The following is a 25,799-nucleotide window of genomic DNA, read 5'->3' as shown; positions in this document are numbered from 1 at the left end:
GGGTGAACACACTTGAGTATCAAACCTGAGGAAATCAGTTCATTGATTAAAAGTCAGATTGAACAATATAAAAATGATATCGAGGTCGTTGAAGTCGGCACTGTTGTTGAAGTCGGCGACGGTATTGCCCGCGTCTACGGACTGGAAAAAGTTATGGCCGGTGAATTGGTTGAATTCGACACTGGCGTATTGGGCTTGGCGCTCAACGTGGAAGAAAGCAATGTCGGTGTTGTTATTTTGGGTCAATTCTCCGACATTCGTGAAGGTGGTCAAGTAAAACGTACAGGCCAGATCATGCAGGTCCCTGTAGGGGAAGCAATGATTGGACGTGTAGTTAACCCATTGGGGCAACCAGTAGACGGTAAAGGACCGATTGCTACAACAGAATTCCGTCCGGTTGAAAGTCAGGCTCCAGGCGTTATGGCCCGTAAATCGGTACATGAGCCTATGCAGACGGGGATTAAAGCTATTGATGCGATGGTTCCAATTGGCCGTGGTCAACGTGAGTTGATCATCGGTGACCGTCAAACAGGTAAAACATCTATCGCAATCGATGCAATTTTGAACCAAAAAGGTAACGGCATGAAATGTATTTATGTCGCTATTGGTCAAAAACAATCCACGGTAGCTCAAGTTGTTGAAACATTGCGTCGTCACGGTGCGCTGGAATATACGATTGTCGTTACGGCATCAGCTTCCGAGCCATCACCATTGCTGTACATTGCTCCTTACTCTGGCTGCGCTATGGGTGAGTATTTCATGTACAAAGGCGAGCATGTCCTTGTTGTTTATGATGACTTGACTAAACAAGCGTCAGCTTACCGGGAATTGTCCCTGTTGCTGCGTCGTCCACCGGGCCGTGAAGCATATCCGGGTGACGTTTTCTATCTTCACTCTCGCCTGCTGGAACGTGCAGCGAAGCTGAATGATGAGTTGGGCGGCGGATCACTTACCGCATTGCCGTTCATCGAGACACAGGCTTCCGACGTTTCTGCATATATTCCAACCAATGTTATCTCCATCACAGATGGACAGATCTTCCTGGAAGCTGACTTGTTCTATGCAGGACAACGTCCGGCGATCAACGTAGGTATTTCCGTATCTCGTGTAGGTGGTTCAGCTCAGATTAAAGCGATGAAAAAGGTAGCAGGTTCCCTGCGTCTGGATCTTGCTCAATATCGTGAGCTTCAAGCGTTCTCCCAATTCGGGTCCGACTTGGATAAATCCACAAAAGCCCGTTTGGATCGCGGCGCACGCATGATGGAAATTCTGAAACAGGGTGTTAACCAACCGCTTGCTGTAGAGCAACAAGTAGTGAGCTTGTATACTGCTGTAAAAGGCTTCCTTGATGATATCCCTGTAGCGGATGTAAAACGTTTTGAAAAAGACTTCCTGTCTTTCATGGTGTCTGACCATCAGGACGTGCTTCAATCTATCCGCGACACGAAAGACTTGGTGGCTGATAACGAAACGGCTTTGAAGGCAGCTATCGAGAAATTCAAAAAATCATTCGCCACGTCGGTATAATACATTGGAATTTGCCTGTTTATGATGAAAGATGTTCTAAGGAAGCGTGCCCTCCGGGTTTTGGCTTCCTTGGCATGTTTTACCCTCAATAACAGGCCCTTTAACATATGCCCGGCTGGATTTGAATCTTACGAAGTTAGCTTTGGCTTTGCCAAAGCTTGAAGGTGGTGAAATCATGGCAAAAGGTATGCGCGAGATTAAACGTCAGATTAAAAGTGTGCAGAGTACGAAGCAGATCACGAAAGCGATGGAAATGGTCGCTGCATCCAAGCTGAGAAAAGCTCAGGAGAAAGCGGAGTCGGCTCGTCCTTACTCGGAAAAGCTTAAGGAAGTTGTGAGTAGCATTGCTTCTGGAGCGAATAACATCAAGCATCCAATGCTGGAAACGCGTCCGGTTAAAAAGACTGCTTATCTCATCATTACATCTGATCGTGGTCTGGCTGGTGGTTATAACGCCAATATTTTACGACAGGTTACGCAGACGATTTCTGAACGTCACCGTTCACAGGATGAATTTGTGATTTTCATCATTGGGCGAAAAGGACGGGATTATTTTAGACGTCGTGAATTTCCTATCGCTGAATCAGTAACAGATCTGTCGGATACACCTGCTTTTGCAGATATCAAAACGATTGCAAGCAAGGCTGTACAAGGCTTTGAACTTAAAGAATTTGATGAGCTTTATCTATGCTATAACCGCTTTGTCAACGCATTGACTCAAATTCCAACAGTTGACCGTCTGTTACCAATGGCGACACCGGATTCAGCTACAGCTTCATCCTCAATTAACTATGAGTATGAGCCTTCACCAGAAGGAGTGCTGGAAGTATTGCTGCCACGTTACGCGGAAACGCTCATTTACGGCGCTTTGCTGGATGGTAAAGCTAGTGAACTGGGAGCGAAGATGACGGCAATGGGATCTGCTACGAAGAATGCTTCCAAGTTAATTGGTGAGCTTTCCTTGACCTATAACCGTGCTCGTCAAGCGGCTATTACCCAGGAAATTACGGAAATCGTTGCAGGAGCAAGTGCTCAGTCTTAATCAGGCTTATAGCGACTGTTTTATAGCAGAGTCTACACTATTATGATAAATTGCGGGCGCAAAACAAATCAGAGTGGTTCGGATTTGCGGCTGTGCAAGCTTGTAGGAGGGAAACCAAAAGATGAACAAAGGACGCGTAGTGAGCATCATGGGTCCGGTTGTCGACGTTGAGTTTGAACGTGGACAACTTCCGGAAATCCTGAATGCCATTCATATTGGGACTGTGCTGGAGAGCGGAGTCAAAATTGACCTGACGCTCGAAGCTTCAAAACATCTAGGTGACAACCGTGTGCGTTGTATTGCCATGTCTTCCACAGATGGTTTGGTTCGTGGAGCTGAAGCCATAGATCTGGGAGCACCTATTTCAGTACCTGTCGGCGAAGCAACTCTTGGACGCGTATTTAACGTACTTGGAACGCCAATTGATAATGGTGCTGATATGAGTGAAACGGCTAGAAACCCAATTCACCGTCAAGCTCCTTCTTTCGATGAGCTGACAACTCAAGCAGAGATGCTCGAAACCGGTATTAAAGTTATCGACTTGCTGGCTCCTTATGCCAAAGGTGGTAAAGTCGGATTGTTTGGTGGTGCTGGTGTAGGTAAAACCGTAACCATTCAAGAATTGATTAACAATATCGCTCAGGAGCATGGTGGTATTTCTGTATTTGCGGGTGTAGGTGAACGCACACGTGAAGGAAATGACTTGTACCATGAAATGAGAGATTCCGGCGTTATCAACAAAACAGCGATGGTGTTCGGACAAATGAACGAGCCTCCGGGTGCACGTTTGCGTGTAGCTCTCACAGGTCTGACGATGGCGGAATACTTCCGTGACCAAGAAGGCCGTGACGTGTTGCTCTTTATTGATAACATTTTCCGCTTTACCCAAGCGGGTTCTGAGGTTTCTGCCCTGTTGGGACGTATGCCTTCAGCAGTAGGTTACCAGCCTACGCTGGCTACTGAGATGGGTCAATTGCAAGAACGGATTACTTCTACTAAAAAAGGTTCCGTTACTTCCATTCAGGCGATCTACGTGCCTGCGGATGACTACACTGACCCTGCTCCTGCTACAACGTTTGCCCATTTGGATGCTACAACGAATCTGGAACGTAAAATTTCCGAAATGGGTATTTACCCGGCGGTTGATCCACTTGCATCAAGCTCCCGGATTTTGGCTCCAGACGTTGTGGGTGAAGAGCATTACAATGTAGCGCAAGGGGTAAAACAAATTTTGGCCCGCTACAATGAGCTTCAGGATATCATTGCCATCCTGGGTATGGATGAGCTGAGTGAAGAAGATAAAATGTTGGTAGCACGTGCACGTAAAATCCAGCGTTTCCTTTCTCAACCTTTCCACGTTGCCGAAACATTTAACGGCTTCCCGGGTAAATATGTGCCGGTTAAAGAAACTGTACGAAGCTTCAAAGAAATTTTGGAAGGCAAGTATGACCACCTTCCAGAAGCGGCCTTCCTTTTTGTAGGAGCCATCGAAGAAGCAGTTGAAAAAGCTAAAACGCTGTAAACATACAGGCAAAGATTAGCGAGCCTTACGAAGTGAGCTGTCTGCGGACAGCTTCCAGGAGGGATTCAAGTGAGCACGTATTTACTAGAGATTGTGACGCCGGAGCGCCTGGTCTATACAGAACAGGTAAACAGCATCAGTGTTCGCGGCTCGGAAGGCGATCTTGGGATTTTGCCCGGACACCTTCCCTTGGTCACTCCCTTGAAGATTGCACCGATACGCATTAAAATCGGTGGTCAAACTGAAGTGATCGCGGTCAATGGGGGCTTTCTTGAAGTCCGCAAGGATAAAGTGGTCATTTTGGCTGAGAGTGCGGAACGTTCCGAAGAAATTGATGTGGAGCGTGCCCGTGCGGCAAGGGAGCGGGCAGAACTGCGGCTCCAGAGCAAGCAGGAACAGATAGATCATCATCGGGCGGAAGTAGCTCTGCAACGGGCGCTTAACCGTCTAAATGCTACAAGCATCAGAACCAATAAGAATTAATATTGGAGTTTAAGTGGAATTTTAAAAGGGTTCGGCATAGTATACGGATGGAACGACAAGGAGACCAATTCATAACTTCTGCCAGAAAATGTCCGGTAGAGGGTGAGGAGGAACCTTGCTTCCTTCGATCACTGTGATCGGACTCTTTTTTAGCTGTTATTACCAAATGTACAGTCCTATTTCTTGCCTGGCTGCTAGGTATTTAGTACCTTTTAAATTCACGAAACAGAAGTGATTAATCACATTTTGTCGAAATAAATGTCCTAAAAACAGAAATAGCACTGGCATATTAGGCGTTCGCCGAGTATTATAAAGAAGTCTGTGACGCAGATGGGGGGAATTAAGGTTGAACGGGAAACAGCAATTGGCAGAACAGCTAAGTCAATCGGCGAGTATGACCGCGCTGATCTCTATGATCGTATCGCTCATTTGTATAGCATTAGCTTGGTGGGCTTTACAGAGCTTAAAGCTGGATTTGTTAATCCGACAACCGAAAGGACCGCAGGGCAGATTGCTGCACTTGTTTCTTGCTATTATTTTGGGACAGTTGGTTTCGGGGTTCCTGTTGAGCTACATCTCTTGGAGCCAGATGCTCTAGAATTTGTTTTAACATGAAGTAGGCGGGTTATATGACCTTATGACTGTGTCTCTGCGGGAATTGTCGAATAACATCGCGTCATATTGTTAACAATGGTAAACAAAAGAACCATGCATGTATAGCTGGCTGAATCAGTTAGAGTACAATGGTCGTCAAGTACAAAAAAACGCTTGTATACTTGTTTTAATCAGTGGTATGATGGCAGTTAGGGTATTAGTAAAATCTTGTTTTTTTATGTAATGAAAAAGCAAGGCATGAAAATAGCGGAATATGTTCTTTTTTTCCAGAATGGAAAAGAGAAATGACGCGCGGAGGGAACCATAGATGAGCAAATTTATCGTCCGCGGTGGCAACAGATTGACCGGGAGTGTCAAAGTCAGCGGAGCCAAAAACTCAGTTCTGCCGATCATCGCCGCTTCTCTGCTAGGAGAAGAAGGAGAAAGTGTTATTATTGATGCACCTCCTCTAGACGATGTGATGACCATTAACAAAGTGCTGGAGTCCTTAGGAGCAGGCGTTACATACCAAGATGAGGTCATTCGTGTTGACGCGCGGAAGATAATTTCCTGTGAAGCCCCTTACGAGTGGGTTAGGAAAATGCGCGCTTCATTCTTGGTTATGGGACCGCTGCTTACGCGTTTGGGACGTACAAGAATCTCGCTTCCAGGCGGATGCGCAATCGGAACGCGACCCATTGATCAGCATTTGAAGGGTTTTGAGGCATTGGGCGCGGAAATTAGCCTGGGCCAAGGTTTTATTGAAGCTAAAAGTAACGGGCGTCTGCGTGGAGCTAAAGTTTATTTGGATGTAGCCAGCGTAGGGGCAACCGAGAATATTATGATGGCCGCTACTCTTGCTGAGGGCGTAACTACCATCGAGAATGCTGCTAAGGAACCTGAGATTGTTGATCTCGCAAATTTCCTGAATGGAATGGGTGCCAAAGTACGTGGTGCGGGCACGGGCGTTATTCGTATTGAAGGCGTTGAGAAGCTGCATGGTGTAAAACATACCGTCATTCCCGACCGGGTAGAAGCAGGTACTTATATGGTTGCTGCTGCGATCACAGGCGGGAACGTATATGTAGAAGGCGCAATATCCGATCATTTGGGTCCGGTTATTTCCAAGATGGAAGAAATGGGTGTAACCATTCAACCTGATGAGAACGGAATTCGTGTCATTGCAGATAAGCCGTTAAAAGCCGTTGATGTTAAAACGTTGCCTTATCCAGGTTTTCCTACCGATATGCAGTCTCAGATGATGGCACTTCAGCTTGCCGCTGAAGGAACGAGCATTATTACGGAAACCGTGTTTGAAAATCGTTTCATGCATGTGGATGAATTTCATCTCATGAATGCGGAGATTAAGGTCGAAGGCCGTTCTGCCATTGTAACGGGTAATGCTAAGCTGACAGGTGCGAAAGTAACCTCTACAGATTTGCGTGCAGGTGCTGCGTTAATTCTGACCGGACTCATTGCAGAAGGTACAACGGAAGTATCTGGTGTACATCACATCGATCGTGGTTACGTTCATTTGGCTGAGAAGCTGACCGGATTGGGAGCGGACATTTACAGAGTGACCGTGGAAGAGTCCAAACTGGATCATTCACCCAGTACAGAGCGCGTAATGCCGGAAGAGGCGTCTGGGAATCTGTTTAAGAAGATTCAGCCTTCCCTCGCCTAAGCTTTAACGCATGTAGCTTCATGTTGCATACGTATATTCTTAAACAACGAAGAACCAAGTCCGAAAGGACTTGGTTCTTTTTATTGTTTATCTTTTTCATTCTTTCAGTTCTCTTAAAATGGTTCTATCAAAGTGGACGACTTCATATGATTGAAAATATCTGCTGGAGTATATCTATACTTCCAGCCGGACACTTAGCCCTTTGATGGAGGTTTCAGCCTATGAAAGATTCGCAGGTTCGCATCCGTATACCCATTCATCATCCTAAGGAACATCGCCAGGCTTTATTTGCGGAGGAAGACACTGGCTCTATAGCTACCTTGTTACAGAAAAATAAGCTTATGCAACAGCAGCCGGACGCAAGAGGTACATTGCCGACTGGCGTCAAGCCCAATCGGCGTACAACAGCCGTGCCTTCCGCTGCGAACTCCGTTGATACGGCTCTGCCTATCGCTGGAGTAGCGGCCCATGGCACACGCGCTGCAAGCCCGCTGCCGCACCTGCGTCCTTCCGCCGGGCGTGCCCCACGCTGGGGCAGCCGCCGCCCATGGCTGCCATTCGCCGCCATGGCAGGGGTGCTGGTGCTTGCCATGGCTGTGCCCGCGCTAATGGCGTGGCCTCGCCAGACGGCGCAGCCGGTGCCGCCAAGCAGCCGCACGGCAGTACCGGCTGCGCCTAGCGTGACGGCAAAGGGTGAGACGCCCGTCACGCGCTTACCGGGCGTCCCGCCGATGCCAGCGGTGCCCGCTGCTCCAGCGCGCAGCGTGCCGGTGGCGGCAGAGCCGGACGTGCGTGTGTACGTCACATCCACCGGTCGCACGGAGACGTTACCGCTGGAGCAATACATTGTCGGCGTAGTAGCCGCCGAAATGCCGCCCAGCTTCGAGGGGGAGGCACTGAAAGCGCAGGCTATTGCCGCGCGTACCTTCATTGCCCGGCGCTTGCTGGCTGATGACACTAGCGGTGCCCCTGCGGGAGCAGATGTGACGGATACTGTTAAACATCAGGCTTATATCTCCAAAGCTAAACTTACTAGAGAATGGGGACATTCTGGTAAATCCGCAGAGCTGGCTAAAATTCAGCAGGCCGTACGAGACACCAAGGATACGATCATGGTATATGAAGGCAAGCCCATTACGGCATCTTTTTTTTCTACTAGCAATGGCTACACCGAAAATTCAGAGGATGTGTGGGCGAAGGCAGTGCCCTATTTACGAAGCGTATCAAGTCCATGGGACAAGCAGTTGGCCCCGCGTTATTCAGAAACCGTCACACTGAGTCGTCAAAGCGTGTTCGATAGATTGGGGTTAAGTCGTACTGCAATTGCCGCCTCTACTGGAGGAGGAAGTATGCCAGAGATTCGTATACTCTCCAAGACAGAAGGACATCGCATCAAGAAGATTGAAGTTGGTGGCTCAATCTTTACGGGACCGGAGATCCGTAACAAACTGGGGTTGCGTTCGGCTGAGTTTACTTGGAAGGCTGAAGGGGACCGGATTGCTATAACAACCTATGGCTATGGTCATGGTGTTGGTATGAGTCAGTGGGGAGCCAATGGAATGGCCAAAGAAGGTCATACTGCCACTCAAATACTCCTTCACTATTATACTGGCATTTCTTTTGCGCAAGCCTCTCGTATTCTAAGTTAGTAAATATTTCGAAACTTTGAAGTATAAAAGAGTTGCACCCGGTAACACTGGTTACTGAGGTGATGAGCAAATGAATGAACAAAATAAAAACCAGAACCAAAACCATGAAGAAACACCCAAAACCTTTCAGGGTGGAAGAGCTTCACGGCCGTCTTCGTGGAAAAAGCTGTTGTCCAAAAGGTGGGCATACCCGGCAGCCTACATTGCCGCAGCAGCCATTATACTAACTTTAGTGTGGGTCTATCAGGATGCCAGCCAGAAGTCTTTCAAACCTGACCCAGCTAGTCCATCGGTACAAAGCACAAGTGCAGTGAATACCGATGTTAACGGACAACAGCCAGAAAGCGTGGAAGTCGTTGCCCAGTCGGAAAATATCGCATGGCCAGTGGCAGATGCTGGCGCAGTACAGGTCGTAAAGCCGTTCTTTGATGAGAACGCGACCGCTGATGAGCAGGCGGCAGCTATGGTAGAGTACGATAAAACATTTACCGCTAACACTGGGATTGATCTTTCCCGGACTGACGATCAGGCGTTTGAAGTAAGAGCCGCCCTGAGTGGCAAAGTATCTCGTGTGGAACAACATCCGCTGGTAGGTAATGTCGTAGAAATTACGCATGATAATAATCTCAAAACGGTGTACCAAAGCTTGAGTGATCTGAAAGTAAAAGAAGGCGATCAAGTGAAACAAAACGATGTGATTGCTTCAGCGGGTCGTAACGAGCTTGAAAAGGATTTGAAAACACATTTGCATTTTGAAGTGTATCAGGATGACAAGCCTGTGAATCCAGCAGGTCTGCTTCCTAAAAAATAAATCTGGTCATGGCTTTGCATGCAAAGCGGGGAATCCATATTCCCTGCTTTTTTCTTGTGTAGTTTTTGTGCATAAGGTAAACATAAGCTGCTTTTGCCAAATAAATAGGCCTTCCGAAGCATGTCTTCCCGCCAAACCGCGAATATATAGGCACGCTCCTCATATAATGTACCAAACTATCCACAGTAGGGAGGCGGGAGCGTGCACGATTACATCAAGGAACGGACCATCAAAATCGGTCGCTGTATCGTGGAAACAAGGAATACGGTCCGTACGATTGCCAAGGAATTTGGTGTCTCCAAGAGCACGGTGCATAAAGATCTGACCGAACGGCTGCCTGAAATCAACCCGGATCTTGCCGATCAGGTGAAGCACATTCTTGAATACCATAAATCCATCCGCCATCTGCGGGGGGGAGAAGCCACGAAAATTAAGTACAAAAAAACGAGTGGCAAACGAAGGGAGATTCTCGTTTCCGGCAAGTCCTAAAAATATATAGTGAATTGGCTGGCAAAGCCATTGAATCAACCCCCTGAAGTATGATATGTTAAAAGATGGTACAAGACGAAAAATGACATGTAACCGTAGGTTTATACATATATTTGCCGCTTCTTGTCGAATCTTAGCTTTTTAAAATATCACTTTGGGGGCCTTTTTAATATGTTCAGTAATGATATCGGTATCGACCTCGGTACGGCCAACGTGCTTATCCACGTCAAAGGGAAGGGGGTTGTTCTTGACGAACCTTCCGTTGTCGCGATAGAAAGCGATACAAAAAGAGTCCTGGCTGTCGGAGAGGAAGCGCGCCGTATGGTGGGACGTACTCCTGGTAATATCATAGCCATCCGTCCATTACGTGATGGTGTCATCGCCGATTTTGAAGTAACAGAAGCGATGTTAAAATATTTTATCAATCGGGTGGGGGGGAAAAGCTGGTACAGCCACCCTCGTATTCTAATTTGTGCGCCAACGAACATTACCTCAGTGGAGCAAAAAGCGATTCGTGAAGCGGCGGAACGTAGCGGGGCCAAGGAAGTATTTTTGGAGGAAGAGCCAAAAGCGGCTGCCATTGGAGCAGGAATGGATATTTTTGAGCCTAGCGGCAACATGGTAGTGGATATTGGTGGCGGAACGACTGACGTTGCAGTCCTCTCTATGGGGGATGTCGTAACAGCTTCTTCCATTAAAATGGCAGGGGACAAATTTGATACAGCCATCATGAAATATGTAAAAACGAAGTACAAGCTTCTGATCGGAGAACGTACGGCTGAAGATATCAAGATTGCTATCGGAACTGTGCATCCGAGTGGACGTCGTGCAGAGATGGACATCCGTGGACGGGATATGGTATCCGGATTGCCCAAAACGTTAAGTATATCTGCAGATGAAGTGCAGGATGCACTTAGAGATCCTGTGTCAGCGATTGTTGCTGCGGCCAAGTTTGTATTGGAGCAGACCCCACCGGAACTGTCAGCTGATATTATTGACCGTGGTGTTATTTTGACTGGTGGCGGTGCCTTGCTTAGCGGATTGGACGAGCTACTTGCTGAAGAACTGCGCGTTCCCGTACTGGTTGCCGAAGATCCGATGCATTGTGTTGTTAAAGGTACAGGAATTATGCTAGATAATTTGGATCATGTGGTTAAGAAAAAGTTCTAATCTGCCGATAGTGACTATAAGAGACTCGTGTGCGGTCAGGCAGGTTGCCTAGCATTTTGGCCTTCGTGCCTCCGCGCGAGCATATGATTTTAGCAGAGTATAGGATTGGGGTGCACGTTACATGTTGAGAGGTTTATATACTGCGGCCGCCGGATTGATGACACAACAACGACGCCATGACACCGTGACGCAAAATATTGCTAATATGAATACGACGGGATACAAACAGGAGAACAGTGTTCAGCGTTCTTTCCCCGAAATGCTTATTTCCATGACGGGTGGTAACCCTGATAACCCGGACCGTACGGTCGGCAAGCTCAATACTGGCGTTTTTGCTGAGGAAAGCCTCTCCCCTTACATTCAGGGAGCATTAAAGGACAGTGGACAAGCGACGGATTTTGCGATACAGTCCAATATTAATGTGAACGACCCAGCTACTGGTCAACCTATGGCTTTTGATCAGGCGGGAAAATTCATCAATGCTAACGGTGAAGTCACCTACCGTCCAGAAGCGTTTTTTTCGGTGCGGGACAGTAATGGTAATGTTCGTTATACACGTGACGGGCATTTTCAAGTAAATGGAGCGGGAGCATTGCTTTCATCGACTGGCTCAGCGGTGCTGGATACGAATGGAAAACCAATTCAATTGACCGGGGCTGTCTCAGCGCTTAAAGTAAATGAGCGGGGCGAATTGGTAGATAGCCAGTCCAACCAGACGTTGGGGACGACGCTCGGTATTAGTGTCATTGATCGTCCGTATCAGCTCGTTCGTGAGGGTAATGGGAATTTCCGCCTGAATGATACTGATGGTGCTACAGCTAGAATGATGACCGCTAATGATGCTGTATCCGTTCGTCAAGGTTACCTGGAGGTATCTAATGTAGATGCTTCACAGTCAATGGTGGATATGATGGCTGCGTTAAGAGCGTACGAAGCGAATCAGAAGGTAATTCAATTTTATGATAAAAGCTTGGACAAGGCCGTTAATGAAGTAGGCCGTGTATAACAGGGGGTAAGTGATGAACAACTCCATGATTGGTGCAATGGTATCTATGGCCAGTGTGCAGCAGCGTTTGGATTTAATTGCCGATAATATTGCCAATGTCAATACAGTTGGTTATAAGAGTAAACAGGGTTCCTTTGAAGATGTATTGGCCAATGTGAAACAACAGCCTTCAACGTATCTCCAAAATGGACGGGCCATGCCGCTCGGTTATAATTTGGGCTACGGAGTTAAAACGGCCGCAATCATGAAAAATATGGAGCAAGGTCCGCTCAAGGAGACGGGACTTCCTACTGATCTGGCGATCCAGGGTAATGCCATGTTTGAAGTTCAGGGAAATGGGCAAAAAGCTTGGACCCGTGATGGTAGCTTTCATTTTATTCCTGATCCGAGTGATAGTGCGACGATGATGTTGACCACTGCTGAAGGCTACTCCGTGCTAGATAACAATGATGTTCCTGTGACTGCTCCAGCGGGTTCCAAGGTGGCTATTAACTCGGATGGCGAATTGCTGATTCGTGCTAATGGAACTGGGATTCCGACAGTTGGTCAGAGAATCAAGCTAATGGATGTACAGCGTCCAGAAGGACTGGAACAGCGGGATGATAACCTGTTCGTGTTGTTGAATGGTGTAACAGAGGCAAATGTATTCGGAGCTGCAGGTGTGGCAGGTGCTGTTCCAGCGGACGTATCTGTGCGTTCTGGTTATCTCGAGGAATCTAATGTGGATTTAGCGGGCGAAATGACGGATATGATGCAAGTTCAGCGGATGTATCAAATGGCGGCACGGGCATTAACTTCTAGCGATACGATGATGAACATGGCCAACAATCTGAGGGCTTAAGGATTTGGTGATGAAAGAAGAACAATCTGATTCCCGTCCGGTGCCTGTAAAGACGAAGTCCCGCTGGCGTACTGCTCGTTATTTCATAGTTCCGTTGCTGCTCCTGTTATCGCTGTTAGGCGGCTTAATTGCAGGATATGTAATTGTAGGTAAGCAAGGGTTGTCAGGCGTATTTGAATGGAGAACCTGGCAGCATGTCATTGATCTTATTTTTGCGCCTTAAGTTTACTTTAAAAGAGTGGGGTGGCGGGAAAAGTCCGCTCCGCTGCTACCCGCCATTAGTGCCACTCTTATTAAAATAAACCCCCCGCCATTGTGTGGGGAGTATAGCATAACAAAACCCTGTGCCAGTGGCGCAGGGTTTTGTTATGCTTTTAAGGGAGAGGCCTCCAGCGTAGCGCGTGTGGAACGTAGCCAATGAAGCCATCGCAGGGGGCTTCGATTTTATTTCGTCCTTCACGGCAAGCGAGCATTATCGAAGCGAGGCTTTCCTTTTGAGCCAAAAGTAACTCGGCGGAGGGGTTTATTTGAATCTGGAGAAGCGATAGCGTTCGCCTTTGCCCCTAAATTTTAACCTTGCAGGTTTTATAAAATGAGAAAATTTAGGGACAACAGCGATCGGAAGATCAAATAAATCGTGCAGCCCCTCCTCCTTTGCTCAATTGAATCTCCGCTTCACCCCATAATAGGAGCACCCAATATGGTACTTCCGCGTAATTTTCTTTTTGCATCTGATAACTGTATAATGATGGGGAAGTTTATAACACTGCGGGGTAAAACCAAGCACGGGCAAAAGGGCTTCTTCGCGCCTCAGGTTGCATAACCGGCGGAAAAAGCCCCTTATCTCAACCTCCACTTCTGCAGTAGGTGAAGGATATCTAACATTGTTGCCGCCAAGAGCTGTTTTTATACAGCGTAGGCGGGGTAATATTATGCTTGCAGTAACTCATGATTGATACAGAGTCAGACCTGCAAGCGGGAGGAGTTATTAAGGTAAATGGACAAATTGCAATTGGATGTTAATCAAATTCAGGAGATTATCCCACATCGAGCGCCATTTTTATTGGTTGATCGTATTATTGAGATGGAGGAAGGGAAAAGAGCAGTAGGCATTAAAAATGTAACGATGAATGAGCCTCATTTCATTGGACATTTTCCGGGGTATCCCGTTATGCCTGGTGTGTTGATTACCGAAGCACTGGCTCAAGTTGGGGCAGTCGCATTACTGCACCTAGAGAGCAATCGTGGCAAAATCGGGTTCTTGGCAGGATTGGATGGTTTCCGTTTCCGAGGACAGGTGGTTCCTGGGGATACGTTAACGCTTGAAGTGGAAATCACTCGTTCCAAAGGCGCATTTGGCAAAGGGAAAGCTACGGCTAAAGTAGGCGATACGGTAGTAGCTGAGGGCGAAATTATGTTTGCTCTATCTGACCCTCCCCAATAAATAAAGCTCTGCCGACATAAGCACGAGGTCTGAACCGAGTGCAAGTGTACATAGAAATCCTGTTTTGATAAACCAAAAATGGAGAGGGGAAATTCCGTATGACGCAGTTGAGTAAAAAAGCATTAGAAGGCATTGAGAGCTGGCTGCAAGACCCTTATATTGATGAAGAAACCAAACAGGAGTTGCGCGCATTGGAAGGCAACGAGCAGGAACTGGAGGATCGCTTTTACAAAGAGCTGGAATTTGGCACAGGCGGTCTGCGTGGAGTGATCGGAGCAGGGAGTAACCGGATGAACCGTTACGTCATTGGACGTGCGACTCAAGGGCTGGCTCGCTATATTTTAGAACAGCATGCTGGTAAAGAAGGCAAACCTTCGGTTGTCATTGCGCATGATTCGCGTCATTTTTCACCAGAGTTTGCACTGGATGCAGCTTTGGTGCTGGCGGGCAATGGTATCGTGGCTAAATTGTTCCCTTCCTTGCGTCCAACGCCACAGCTTTCGTTTAGTGTACGTCATTTGGGAGCCAGTGGAGGGATCGTTGTAACAGCCAGTCACAATCCTCCTGAGTATAATGGATACAAGGTATACAACGATGAAGGGGGTCAGCTTGTTCCTGATCAGGCTGAACAGGTAATTAGTTATATCCGTGAGGTTCCTTCTTTTGCTGACATTCGCAGTCTGACACGTGAGGAAGCAGAGGCACAGGGATTGTTGGTTTGGCTTCGAGAAGAGGAAGATGAAGCGTTTGTAGATACGGTAGCCAGTGTGAGTGTGAACCGTGAGCTGATTGCAGCCGGACCAGGCAAAAACTTCAAAGTTGTGTTTACGCCTCTCCATGGCACTGGAAATGTACCGGTTCGTCGTGTACTGGAGAAAATCGGCTTTGAACAGGTGCATATTGTACCTGAGCAAGAGCTGCCAGATGCTGAATTTTCGACTGTTAAGTCGCCAAACCCGGAAGAACGCGATGCGTTTAAACTGGCAATTGCGCTAGGTGAGAAAATTGGTGCAGATCTGTTGATCGGAACAGACCCTGATGCTGACCGTATGGGTGCAGTTGTGAAAAACCGTGATGGCGAATATGTAGTATTGTCCGGTAATCAGTCTGGTGCGATCATGGTTTACTACTTATTGAATCAGCTGAAAGAAACAGGCAAGCTTCCGAATAATGGGGCTGTTATCAAAACCATCGTAACCAGCGAAATGGGTGCAGTTATTGCCGAACATTTTGGAGCAACCGTGTTTAACACGCTAACTGGCTTCAAGTATATTGGCGAGAAAATGAACCAGTTTGACCAAACTGGCGAGTACACCTACTTGTTTGGCTATGAAGAGAGCTATGGTTATTTGGCAGGGAATTACGCTCGCGATAAGGATGCTGTCTTGGCGGCTATGCTGATCGCTGAAGCTGCTGCTTATTACAGCACACAAGGTAAGACGCTCTATGATGTTTTACAAGAGCTGTACGAGCAGTTTGGCTACTTCCTTGAGAAGCTGGAGTCTCGTACTCTTAAGGGTAAGGATGGAGTAGCACAGATTCAGGGCAAAATGACCGATTGGCGTAGCAACGCGCCTCAAGAGATTGCAGGCGTGAAGGTAGATAAGGTACTGGACTACTCACAAGGTCTGGACGGTCTTCCACAGGAAAATGTACTCAAATTCTTACTGGAGGACGGTTCGTGGTTTTGCCTGCGCCCTTCGGGAACAGAGCCGAAAATCAAAGTATACTTTGCGGTACGCGGTTCCTCGCTGTCAGACGCGGAGCAAAGAATCAGCCACCTGGTCGATGCTGTTATGGCTCGCGTAGACGCTTGAGAAAAATCCCTTTATAATAGAATAGGTTAAGGTAATTGGATAAGATATAGTAATCGGTGACCTCTCACGGCAAAGGGCAGTACGCCGTGGAGGTCATTTCTGTATTGCAGAATAACCTGGAAGAGGCTTTGGGAAAATAAGCTTATTCCGGCAACGGAGGATTTTGCAAAATTCAATGAGTGACCTACCAAAAGGTTGAGTACGACAAGGTGGGCAGCATTGAATTTTGCAAAATCCCGAATATTAAGGAGGTTCTTTGGTGTATCAGAAATGGCAGTATTGGAATACGGCTTCTCGAAAATGGTTATGGATTTTGGTGGCTGTCGGCTTGCTGGCTTCCATTCCAGTCATCGCCGATCGTGTGAAGACAGAATCCTCGAGTAAAAAAGTAGAGATTGTATTCGATTATCGGGATTTGACGGAGGCAGCCTCGTATCAGGCTCATCCGCAGGACTATCTGAATGAGCAGCTTGACCGCTTACAGCAAGCGGGTGTGAACAGCATGGCGATGTATGAAAGTACGTTGGATGATTTCCGTAAAGCGGGCCGTGTCGTAACCTATACGACTCAGAACGTTGCCGATATGGAAAAACGGCTTTCACCTGCAAATGAGAATTTTACGTATATTGTTTTTGCTGACAAAGAAAATGCGGAGGCATTAAAGCCGTTAATTTTACGTACGTTTACAAGCCTGGACATAAATGTAAAACCTTGGACTTATCAGGGACAGGAAGGGTTAGTTGTGGAAACATCTCCAGAGGATGCGTACCTCAAGCCCATGCAGCCTGACCCGATTGCGATGAAGCAGCTTCGGAGCAAAGGATTTTTTATTGTTCCACGGATGAGCGACAGTCTTCCTTATAACCAGGAGTTGACAGAAGAGATGCTTGCTTCTTTTCAGCAGAATGGTGTAAAACGCATTTTGTTTGAAGGTGATTCAGTCAAAGGCTTCACCGATAACGAGAAAGAGCATAGCTTAGCGGCATTTGCTAAATTGCTGAACAAATACGATATTGGCCTAGCTGCTATCGAAAACTTAAAAAAACCGCAAGCAGGCTTCAATAAGCTCGCTTACGATATCCACTATAACGTTGTGCGTTTATACTCATTGAGCGATAAAGATGCAACGCTGGATGTGGAAACGTTGGCCGATCGTTTTGCTCTGGCTACCAAGGATCGTAATATTCGCATGTTGTATCTGAATACCGCGCCTAGCCGTAGTATTGCTGAAGCCAAGGTGAAGGATTCGGTAGATAACCTGATCCACAGCTTGGATAAGCCGGGTAACGCTGTACAACGGATGGAGAAAAAGGGGTTTGAACTCGGACAGGCTGAACCATTCCAAGTAGTCGATTCGTCCATTCAGCGCTATCTGAAAATGATTGTCGTACTAGGTGCACTGGCATTCTTCTCCATTATGGTGTCCTATTTCGTCCCGGCATTGACTTTGCTGGCATTTGCACTCGGTTTGGTAGGTTCAGCAGGACTTTATGTTTTGAACTCCAGCTTGATGGAGCAAGGTCTAGCCCTACTCGCGGCGATTAGCGGACCAACGGTTGCAATGATCATTGCTGTGCACACGATTAGAATTAAACGTGAACAGGGGGCTGAACTTTCTGCAGGTCAGCGTTTGGTTCAAACGCTTATACTGTACGTACGGACAGCGATTTTGTCGCTGGCTGCAGTACCATTTGTTATTGCTCTGTTGAATAGTATTGCTTACAGCCTTGTGCTGAACCAATTCAGAGGTGTAAGCTTGCTTCACATTCTGCCGATCTTCTTGGCAGCGATATATATTTTCTTTTATCGTGGCGTTTCTATACGAGAGGAGATTTCCAAGCTGCTACGTACGCCGATTACTGTATTGTGGGTGATCGCACTGGCTGTTATCGCAGCCGCAGGTTATTACTATTTGACTCGTACTGGAAATGCGGGCACAGTGTCGAATACGGAGCTGGCATTCCGGAACTTCCTTGAAAATGCGTTTGGCGTACGTCCACGCAATAAGGAATTTTTGATGGCTCACCCACTGTTTATTGCAGGAGCGTTCCTGAGTTTGAAATATCGCAAAGCAATCTATTTGCTGATTATAGCTGCTATTGGTCAAGCCTCTATGGTGGATACCTTTGCTCACATTCACTCTCCAGCGGCACTGTCGCTTAGTCGCGGGCTGTTAGGATTGGGCTTCGGTCTGGTGCTGGGAATCATCGCAATTGTCGTGTGGCAAGTGCTGGAAGGGTGTTGGAAGAAATGGTCACCACAGCTCAAACGATAATCATCTCGGGTTATTACGGCTTTCACAATAGTGGGGATGAGGCGGTGCTCAAGTCGATTTTGACAGCTTTAGAGGAGGAGAGCCGTCAGGCGGGTATCACGGTCAAGCCTGTTGTTCTATCTTCTGACCCTGCTTGGACACAGAAAATGTACGGAGTAGAAGCTGTACCGCGGATGAGTTTGGGGGAAGTTCGTAGAGCGATTAAAAACAGCGATGGGCTAATAAGTGGCGGCGGGAGTCTGCTCCAGGATGCAACAAGCCCTAAAAGTATTCCGTATTATCTGGCGATTCTGAAACTGGCCCAATGGGCTGGAAAGCCGACGTTTGTATATGCTCAGGGCATTGGTCCAGTACAACGGAAGATATTTTATCCTATGATCCGTTCTGTGTTTCAGCGCTGTGAATATGTTTCTGTAAGAGATGAGCAGTCTGCCGCACTACTGGATACTATGAAACTAAAGAACCCGGTTGTCGAAGTTGTTCCTGATCCGGTAATGGGGCTTCCATTGCCCCGAGGTTCCGAGCTGCATAAAGCAGCAACTGAGACTGATCAGGATCAACCCCCGATCGTTGGCGTATCTGTACGTTACTGGGATAAGGAACGCCGCGATTTGAAGGCTATCGCGGAGGGCTTAAAAAAATTAGCTGCTGAGCGCCGTGTACACTTACGTTTTTTACCTTTCCATCTGCCTGATGACGAGCAGGCTTCAAGGATGGTAATGGATTTGTTGGGGGATATTAGGGGGACGGGAAGCATTGTAAGCATGTGTGATCAAGTCACCGATCCTCAACAGATGCTTTTGGAAGTCAGTGGTTGCAGTTTGATGATCGGGATGCGATTACACAGCTTGATCTATGCAGCATCCCATCAGGTGCCTCCGTTGGGGATATCCTATGATCCTAAAATTGATCATTTCCTCAGCCGTGTCGGTAGCCAGCCTGTAGGCACTACAGAGGCACTGGATGGACAAAAACTGGCTAATGAGTCTATGCGGTTGCTGGATCAGCGAAGTCAATGGATCGAGAGCCAGGGAGCGGCCATTGCTTTGTTAAAAAGTGAGGCTCGCTTACCGGCGCAGCATATCGTTAATTACTTGTGTCGCAAAGGATGATGGATACAGTGACAGTTGATAAGGTTACGAATGTGCCTACCGTCCCGATTTTCGGTGTTCCGGTATCAAGGCTTAATATGAAAGATACATTAAATGTATTAATTCAAGCAGTGGAGTCTCGCCGGCCCCATCAAGTGATCACTGCCAATCCGATAATGGTAATGGCAGCATTGGAAGATCCAGTGTACATGAACGTGATGAAACAGGCGGAGCTGATTGTCCCGGATGGGACCGGCGTAGTGTGGGCTGCAAACTATGTAGGACATCCTGTACCTGAGCGTGTAGCGGGCTTTGACTTGTTACATGAATTACTTGCAGCTGGCGAAAACTATCATTGGAAGGTTTATTTACTGGGATCAACATCTGAGGTGATTCAAGCGACCGCAAAGCGGGTACATGAGCTTTATCCCGCAATTACGGTTTGTGGCAAGCGTGATGGTTTTTTTGGACCAAAAGAGGATGAAGCCGTAATTGCAGCTATTCGTGAAGCAAATCCTGATTTATTGTTTGTAGCACGTGGAGCGGACACACAGGAACCCTGGATTGGTAAATATAAGGAAAAGTTGGGTGTACCGGTGATGATGGGGGTTGGCGGCAGCTTCGATGTTATATCAGGCAGAACCAAACGCGCACCTAAATTGTTTCAAAAGCTACGGGCTGAATGGTTATATAGACTCCTCAAAGAGCCAAGCCGTTACAAAAGAATGCTTGCGCTGCCGAAATTCGCCGCGAAAGTGATGCGCGAAAAAGAAAACGTCACAAAAGTGTGATAAATAGCTTGAATCTGCCTCCAAAACCCGCTAATTTGCCAGAATATGAAGCTTGGTATTTATTTTTGATCAGAGTATAATTCAATGCGGTTACATCTGAAAAGGGATTGCTTTAAAATTGGGGGTCGAATGATCAAATGTTATTGATCTATATTATTGGGTTCATCATGGCACTGGGACTTGCGCTGTTATTGACACCGCTCGTCAAGAAATTCGCTGTGAAGGTTGGAGCCGTCGATGTACCGAATGCCCGAAAAGTACATACCCGAATTATGCCGCGTCTTGGCGGACTGGGGATTTTCTTGGCATTTCTGTTGTCCTTATTGGCGGTGTTACCTTTTGTGCCTGACGGAATGCTGTCCTCTCGGGATATTAACTTTATCGCAGCCTTTCTGATTGGCGGTACGCTGATTACACTGATTGGTGCTCTCGATGATCGTTTCGATCTCAATGCAAAATTGAAATTTTTGGCTCAAATTGCCGTTGCGTGTATGGTCGTGTTTGCTTTTGATATTCGTGTAGATTTTGTAAATGTACCTTTTCAGGATGCATACTCATCTTTGGAAAGCTGGATTTCCATTCCACTTACGATTTTTTGGATCGTAGGTGTAACGAATGCCATCAATTTGATTGACGGTCTGGATGGACTGGCTGCAGGTGTCTCAGGCATTGCGATTGGAACTATTTTTGTGATGTCGATATTGATGGGTAATTACATGGTAGCTATGCTTTGTCTTGTGCTGCTGGGCAGTATTATCGGATTCCTATTTTTTAACTTTCATCCTGCAAAAATATTTATGGGTGATACAGGGTCATTATTTTTAGGTTTCTGTCTGGCCATGCTATCCATGCTTGGTTTCAAGCAAATTGCTATCGTATCTTTTATTACGCCATTGATTATTATCGGTGTACCATTGTCAGATACATTCTTTGCTATCATTCGTCGCAAGTTGCAGAAAAAACCGATTTTCTCTCCGGATAAAGGTCATTTGCATCACTGCCTACGCGAACTAGGTTTCAGTCACAGACAGACGGTGTTGATTATCTACGGTATTGCTGCATTTTTCGGTGTATTGGCCGTGATTCAATCGTCTGCTGCGCTTAATGAAGCGAACTGGGTCACCTTTGTCGTGATTTGTATTATGATGTTCTTCCTACAGATCGGTGCAGAGGTTATTGGTCTTGTTGGCAAAACCAAACGCCCAGTTATTAACACACTGATTCGGTTGTTGGCTAAGCCAGATTCCCAGACGCGTTCGAAATTATAATTTTAATTTAAAAGTAAGCCTTCAAGCTTGGCGGTATACCGCGGGTTTGGAGGCTTTTTTGATGTTTGCTGTAAAAAAACTCCCTCCTTTTTTGAGAATTTACTAATTTTTTGTATGTTTACTACCGATAAAAAAAGTATTGAATGATTACGTACCCCAAGGTGCGACAGAATCAAAGGAGGACAATGATTTGAAACGATTGCTATCCATGTTGCTGACGGTTGGTCTCATCATTGGCTTGGTGCCGGCGGCCCTGGTAGGTACGGCTCATGCTGCGACAGGAACTTATTTCATTTTTCCAAATGAGAAGTATGATGCGGATTCGGCCAGATCGGTGAACACCGACCGTATTACAGTTAACGGTACGATTAACGGAGTGAACGGAAGCACGATATCATATAGTGTATTCCAGCTCTCTAAAAATGGAACGACCCTTAATGTGGTGAATAAAAATGAGAGTCAAAAAGGCGGAATTACGGTCAGTGGCTCTACACTTCAAATTACAGACATCAAACTGTTTCCTGGTTTGAACCGAATTACATTCCAAAGTAGCCAAAACTCGGCTGAGATGAAGGATTCTATTTACGTAGAGTACCAGGATGGACCCAAGGTTTATGATCTGTCTGCTACGCTGAATGGTGAAACAGAGCAATTAGTAGAGAACCAGACAGCTGTGTTAACAGACGCTCGCAATAGCGGTACGGATGATGTTAAAGTAGTCATTCAAGGTACGGCGCCTAATGCCGACAGTGTAACGCTTACGTCTGCAAAAAGCAGTAATACGTATACAGTTAACTCTTATACCGCATATAAATTAACAGGTAGTGTGGTACTCAGTCCAGGTAAAAATATAGTGAATATTAAAGTGAATAACGGAACTCAGGCTCTTACAGTTACACGTGAAATTACGATTTATACGGGAAAACCGGAATTCTCTGATTTGACCTTGAACAAGGATGGGAATGTTTCTGCCGATCTGACCACTTCGCCTGACTTTACCGTATCGTCTACAAGTGGTGTGGTTTTAAAAGGTAATGTTTTGGTGCCAGGCGGTCCAACCGATCCAGGAGTTGCCACAATCAATGCGCGTTTTACCGATGTGAGTAACAATGGTAGCGCTGTGGGTAGTGCGACTGGAGTTGATGCCACAATTGATACTGCAAATGTGGTTACATCAAATGGTTATAAAGTATATCCATTTCAGGTGACTGTACCTTCAGAAGCTGTTATTGATCATTTGACCAGGGCATCTCTGGGCATAACCTATACGGATAGCAGTACACCTCCAGCTCCATCGGCTGTCCAATTTACATTGCGCAGCAGCACTCAGCCGTATATTGATGATATTAACTATCTTCCTGATTTTAATAATCAATTGTTGAGCAGAATTAAGGGAAGCGGGTCTGATCAAGCAGCTGCTATAGATGAAGCTCTGAAATTAACTGGAAGCTCTATGAAGAACAAGACTACAGATGCTCCATCTGTTCCTGTTGGTATGGAGTTCATCGTTGTTAACGGTGCACCTTCTTCAATTAGTGAACTTTCTGGTGTGTCAGTTCATACTGTAGGATCACCTCAAGATGTGATTCGGACAATCAATGGTAAGTCAACACAAGTGAAGAAAATCGTTGCTTATGTAGACACTTTGCCTAAAGAAGGACAAAACGTACTGAATTTTTACCTGAATGGCGACTCGACCAAATTAATTAAAGCAACGGTGAATCTGTTGCAGGGTCCGTTCATGAAATACGATACGATTTATGATGGGCAACAAATTCCGTTAAATACATCCAGCTCAAACTTGAATACCTATAAATTGACTCAACTGGGCTACTTTAAAGGTAAATTGCTTGATGTGAGCAACGCAGCGGATATTCATTACACTGGAAGTAACCGAAATGTATTCCTGTATGTTAATAATGTATTGGTTGATCTGGATGGTTCAGGAGCGGACTTCAAGCTTGCTGCTTCCTCAGAGACAGCCGCAGCCAATGCCTTGGCGAACGGGAATAATGAAATCAAGTTTGTGTACAAGCCAGGTATTGAGTACAGCAATACGGTAAAAGTAAACTTTACACAGACGAATATTCCAGTAATTCCTGTTCCAAATACACAAGGAATCATCCCTTTTACACCAGTTAGCGGCTTGAGCAATACACCGAAGTATAGCGAAATTGCTCCGAAATCAAAAGATGCTAATTTCACCAAAGTGGATGATACTAACTACAATACATCTCTGAAAAATATCAATGTATTTGGTACTTTCAGTATTGCCGATTTGGGTAAAGCAGATCAGGTAAATGGTTCGTTAAGTGATATTGCCAATAAAGATCAATATATTTTGGAGATTAAGGGATCGGATGACAGTGAATTCAACTGGACGTTGAGTAACGAGTTTTTCTCAGCAGAAGATGCTAAGACAACATACAATTCCGGTTCTACTACAGATAAATTTACTAATAAAGATTTAAAAGACCTGCTTGTGTACTACCATCCGGACAAAAAGTATTTCAGCTTTGTGTTGAAAAACCAAACTATTTCGCAAGATGGAACACCAGTAGCTTATAACATTACCTTGTACAACAGTGGCAAGAGCGGGCCGTTTGCTACTTTCCGACTGCAAGTATCCGGTCAATCCACATCTTTTGATATCTTGCGTCCGCTTCCTGAAAAACGGATCGTGAATCAAAACTTTGTGCAAGTTGTTGTAAACGCAGGTAACGCAGATAGTGTTATGGTAGGTAAGGAAAAAGCGGTTCAAGAAGGATTTGATTCTGACTATGATGGTACTGTTGATTACCCATCAACTTACAAAGCCATCGTTACAGGTCTAAAAGCTAACAAAGATAATAAAATTGATGTAGTGGTTACAGTAGGCAAGGAAAAACTAAAACAAACCATTACTGTTAAATATGTGCCTACAAATATTCCTGGCGAGCAGTACATGGAAGCGATGAAAACATCGCACAAAGTGTTCGATGGTAATCTTACACTTGCTTTTGCAAAGGGAACGAGTCTAATTCGCCGGGATTACGATCAACCACAGCAATTCAAAAACCAGGTTTTCTCTGGGCATACTTTGTATTTTGCGATAGCAAATAGCGAAGATGGTGTGGTAGACCGTCATGAATTTGAAACTGAAAAAGCATTGTCCGATATGCGGAGCTTGATTGCAGACGGAAGTAGATACTTCAACCGGGATTTCCCAAGTCGTTTTACCAAGTCCAGTCCAGTATTCTGGATTGACCCAGGTACCGCAGATGATATCAAAACGGATGCTTACGATCCAGTGACATATGGTGCTGATCCTTATCAATTGGCTAACAAGTCGCAAAATGACAGCAGCAAGATCAAAAACTTCTACTGGCGTGACCCATCTAACGAGTTAGTACCTTCCAAGCGTGCTACATTGACGCTGACGTATGATAGTAGTATTGCTCAAGATGCAGGGAAACAAATGTCGGTGTTCTATTTTGATTCTGATCTTAAAGACTGGCAGAACATTGGTGGTGTGGTGGATCCGAAAAAACACACCATTAAAGTACCGTTTGATCGTTTCGGTTACTATGTAGTTGCTAAAGTTGGAGAAACGTATAGTGATGTCATTAAGCACAAATACGCCAGAGATTACATCGAAGCCATTTTGGCTAAAGGTGTCATGAACCCAATGGATCCAATTAATAGCTTTGGACCTGACAGCTACATTAAAAGAGGCGAATTTACGTCTATGATCGTCAAAGGTCTGCAAATTCCGCTTAATTTCAGCGGAGCGAAGCATTTTGACGACGTGTCTATTCCAAATACGATATCAGCAGATGCGCTCTATGATTATCGTTATATTGAAACAGCTGCACGCGCTGGTATTGTCAAAGGTTCGCAACCAAGAATCTTTATGCCGGAAGATGTAATCACACGCCAAGATGCAGCAGTCATTATCGCTAAGGCATTGAATTTGAAGCTTGAAACAGATCATGACAAGATCATGAAGAATCTGTCTAAGACCTTTAAAGATGCGGACAAAATTGATTACTATGCACAGGCATCTGTGTTGGCTATTGCCAAGAAAGGCTTTATTACGGGTTCACCTGTTGATGCAAGCGATCTGAAAAAAGGATATATGTTTAATCCTACTTCCCTGACCTTGCGTGGAGATGCAGCCATTATTGTAGCTAAAGTTATGGCTGATAAAAAGCTGCTTCCTAAAATCTAATCAACAAAACACCTGAAATTATTAAACATCCCTCCATGCGAAATGGAAATTCCCTTTCATATACATGAGAGGGATGTTTTTTATA

The 25,799-nt window shown here is 45.9% G+C and carries 20 protein-coding genes; all 20 read left to right on the top strand.

Features of this window, described 5'->3' with window-relative positions; genetic code table 11:
* Window positions 1-12: 12 nt before the first annotated feature.
* The 20 genes from atpA to MKY98_RS23965 all read left to right on the top strand — a co-directional run bounded on the left by atpA (window position 13) and on the right by MKY98_RS23965 (window position 25,714).
* A complete protein-coding gene (gene atpA / locus MKY98_RS24060; protein WP_029518506.1) occupies window positions 13-1,527 on the top strand; it encodes a F0F1 ATP synthase subunit alpha in 1,515 nt (504 codons plus the stop codon).
* A gap of 175 nt (window positions 1,528-1,702) precedes the next feature.
* Complete coding sequence (gene atpG, locus MKY98_RS24055; protein ID WP_023990707.1) at window positions 1,703-2,569, top strand: ATP synthase F1 subunit gamma; 867 nt, start codon at window positions 1,703-1,705, stop codon at window positions 2,567-2,569.
* Window positions 2,570-2,690: 121 nt separating this feature from the next.
* Window positions 2,691-4,091, top strand: coding sequence for a F0F1 ATP synthase subunit beta (gene atpD, locus MKY98_RS24050; protein WP_029518505.1), 1,401 nt, complete (start codon window positions 2,691-2,693; stop codon window positions 4,089-4,091).
* A gap of 69 nt (window positions 4,092-4,160) precedes the next feature.
* Window positions 4,161-4,574, top strand: coding sequence for a F0F1 ATP synthase subunit epsilon (locus MKY98_RS24045; protein WP_013312322.1), 414 nt, complete (start codon window positions 4,161-4,163; stop codon window positions 4,572-4,574).
* 346 nt (window positions 4,575-4,920) lie between these two features.
* Window positions 4,921-5,172: a DUF1146 family protein gene (locus tag MKY98_RS24040; protein WP_013373430.1), complete on the top strand. Its 252-nt coding sequence runs from the start codon at window positions 4,921-4,923 to the stop codon at window positions 5,170-5,172.
* Between the two features lie 324 nt (window positions 5,173-5,496).
* Window positions 5,497-6,852: a UDP-N-acetylglucosamine 1-carboxyvinyltransferase gene (murA, locus tag MKY98_RS24035; protein ID WP_029518503.1), complete on the top strand. Its 1,356-nt coding sequence runs from the start codon at window positions 5,497-5,499 to the stop codon at window positions 6,850-6,852.
* Window positions 6,853-7,073: 221 nt separating this feature from the next.
* A complete protein-coding gene (spoIID, locus tag MKY98_RS24030) occupies window positions 7,074-8,501 on the top strand; it encodes a stage II sporulation protein D (RefSeq protein ID WP_208332585.1) in 1,428 nt (475 codons plus the stop codon).
* A 70-nt stretch (window positions 8,502-8,571) separates the two neighbouring features.
* Complete coding sequence (locus MKY98_RS24025) at window positions 8,572-9,312, top strand: M23 family metallopeptidase (protein WP_029514614.1); 741 nt, start codon at window positions 8,572-8,574, stop codon at window positions 9,310-9,312.
* Between the two features lie 201 nt (window positions 9,313-9,513).
* Window positions 9,514-9,801: a sporulation transcriptional regulator SpoIIID gene (spoIIID, locus tag MKY98_RS24020; protein WP_007432737.1), complete on the top strand. Its 288-nt coding sequence runs from the start codon at window positions 9,514-9,516 to the stop codon at window positions 9,799-9,801.
* A gap of 171 nt (window positions 9,802-9,972) precedes the next feature.
* Complete coding sequence (locus MKY98_RS24015; RefSeq protein WP_023990703.1) at window positions 9,973-10,971, top strand: rod shape-determining protein; 999 nt, start codon at window positions 9,973-9,975, stop codon at window positions 10,969-10,971.
* A 121-nt stretch (window positions 10,972-11,092) separates the two neighbouring features.
* Window positions 11,093-11,977, top strand: a complete 885-nt coding sequence (locus tag MKY98_RS24010) for a flagellar hook-basal body protein (protein WP_069010009.1) — start codon at window positions 11,093-11,095, stop codon at window positions 11,975-11,977.
* A gap of 13 nt (window positions 11,978-11,990) precedes the next feature.
* Entirely contained in the window at window positions 11,991-12,818 is an 828-nt protein-coding gene (locus tag MKY98_RS24005) for a flagellar hook-basal body protein (protein ID WP_069010008.1), read from the top strand.
* 10 nt (window positions 12,819-12,828) lie between these two features.
* Entirely contained in the window at window positions 12,829-13,041 is a 213-nt protein-coding gene (locus MKY98_RS24000) for a DNA-directed RNA polymerase subunit beta (protein WP_069010007.1), read from the top strand.
* A gap of 774 nt (window positions 13,042-13,815) precedes the next feature.
* Window positions 13,816-14,262, top strand: coding sequence for a 3-hydroxyacyl-ACP dehydratase FabZ (gene fabZ / locus MKY98_RS23995; protein ID WP_069010006.1), 447 nt, complete (start codon window positions 13,816-13,818; stop codon window positions 14,260-14,262).
* 98 nt (window positions 14,263-14,360) lie between these two features.
* Window positions 14,361-16,079, top strand: a complete 1,719-nt coding sequence (locus tag MKY98_RS23990; protein ID WP_069010005.1) for a phospho-sugar mutase — start codon at window positions 14,361-14,363, stop codon at window positions 16,077-16,079.
* Window positions 16,080-16,338: 259 nt separating this feature from the next.
* A complete protein-coding gene (locus MKY98_RS23985) occupies window positions 16,339-18,354 on the top strand; it encodes a DUF5693 family protein (RefSeq protein ID WP_069010004.1) in 2,016 nt (671 codons plus the stop codon).
* Window positions 18,330-19,466, top strand: a complete 1,137-nt coding sequence (gene csaB / locus MKY98_RS23980; protein ID WP_069010003.1) for a polysaccharide pyruvyl transferase CsaB — start codon at window positions 18,330-18,332, stop codon at window positions 19,464-19,466. The genes MKY98_RS23985 and csaB overlap by 25 nt, the downstream gene beginning before the upstream one ends.
* A gap of 8 nt (window positions 19,467-19,474) precedes the next feature.
* Window positions 19,475-20,236, top strand: coding sequence for a WecB/TagA/CpsF family glycosyltransferase (locus tag MKY98_RS23975; protein WP_029514607.1), 762 nt, complete (start codon window positions 19,475-19,477; stop codon window positions 20,234-20,236).
* A 137-nt stretch (window positions 20,237-20,373) separates the two neighbouring features.
* Window positions 20,374-21,504: a glycosyltransferase family 4 protein gene (locus tag MKY98_RS23970; protein WP_029514606.1), complete on the top strand. Its 1,131-nt coding sequence runs from the start codon at window positions 20,374-20,376 to the stop codon at window positions 21,502-21,504.
* Window positions 21,505-21,694: 190 nt separating this feature from the next.
* Window positions 21,695-25,714 (top strand): S-layer homology domain-containing protein, encoded by a 4,020-nt coding sequence (locus MKY98_RS23965; RefSeq protein ID WP_039271533.1) that lies wholly within the window; start codon window positions 21,695-21,697, stop codon window positions 25,712-25,714.
* The last annotated feature ends 85 nt before the right edge of the window (window positions 25,715-25,799 follow it).

The sequence above is a fragment of the Paenibacillus sp. FSL M8-0228 genome (genome assembly GCF_038007385.1).
GTDB classification, from domain to species: Bacteria; Bacillota; Bacilli; order Paenibacillales; family Paenibacillaceae; genus Paenibacillus; species Paenibacillus polymyxa_D.
This window is presented reverse-complemented; position numbering and strand designations above follow the sequence as displayed.

Bases quoted from the DNA above. Each gene is read 5' to 3' on its own strand.
- atpG (WP_023990707.1), top strand. From the start codon at position 1,703: ATGGCAAAAGGTATGCGCGAGATTAAACGTCAGATTAAAAGTGTGCAG.
- atpD (WP_029518505.1), top strand. From the start codon at position 2,691: ATGAACAAAGGACGCGTAGTGAGCATCATGGGTCCGGTTGTCGACGTT.
- murA (WP_029518503.1), top strand. From the start codon at position 5,497: ATGAGCAAATTTATCGTCCGCGGTGGCAACAGATTGACCGGGAGTGTC.
- spoIID (WP_208332585.1), top strand. From the start codon at position 7,074: ATGAAAGATTCGCAGGTTCGCATCCGTATACCCATTCATCATCCTAAG.
- MKY98_RS24025 (WP_029514614.1), top strand. From the start codon at position 8,572: ATGAATGAACAAAATAAAAACCAGAACCAAAACCATGAAGAAACACCC.
- MKY98_RS24015 (WP_023990703.1), top strand. From the start codon at position 9,973: ATGTTCAGTAATGATATCGGTATCGACCTCGGTACGGCCAACGTGCTT.
- MKY98_RS24010 (WP_069010009.1), top strand. From the start codon at position 11,093: ATGTTGAGAGGTTTATATACTGCGGCCGCCGGATTGATGACACAACAA.
- MKY98_RS24005 (WP_069010008.1), top strand. From the start codon at position 11,991: ATGAACAACTCCATGATTGGTGCAATGGTATCTATGGCCAGTGTGCAG.
- MKY98_RS24000 (WP_069010007.1), top strand. From the start codon at position 12,829: ATGAAAGAAGAACAATCTGATTCCCGTCCGGTGCCTGTAAAGACGAAG.
- fabZ (WP_069010006.1), top strand. From the start codon at position 13,816: ATGGACAAATTGCAATTGGATGTTAATCAAATTCAGGAGATTATCCCA.
- MKY98_RS23990 (WP_069010005.1), top strand. From the start codon at position 14,361: ATGACGCAGTTGAGTAAAAAAGCATTAGAAGGCATTGAGAGCTGGCTG.
- csaB (WP_069010003.1), top strand. From the start codon at position 18,330: ATGGTCACCACAGCTCAAACGATAATCATCTCGGGTTATTACGGCTTT.
- MKY98_RS23970 (WP_029514606.1), top strand. From the start codon at position 20,374: ATGTTATTGATCTATATTATTGGGTTCATCATGGCACTGGGACTTGCG.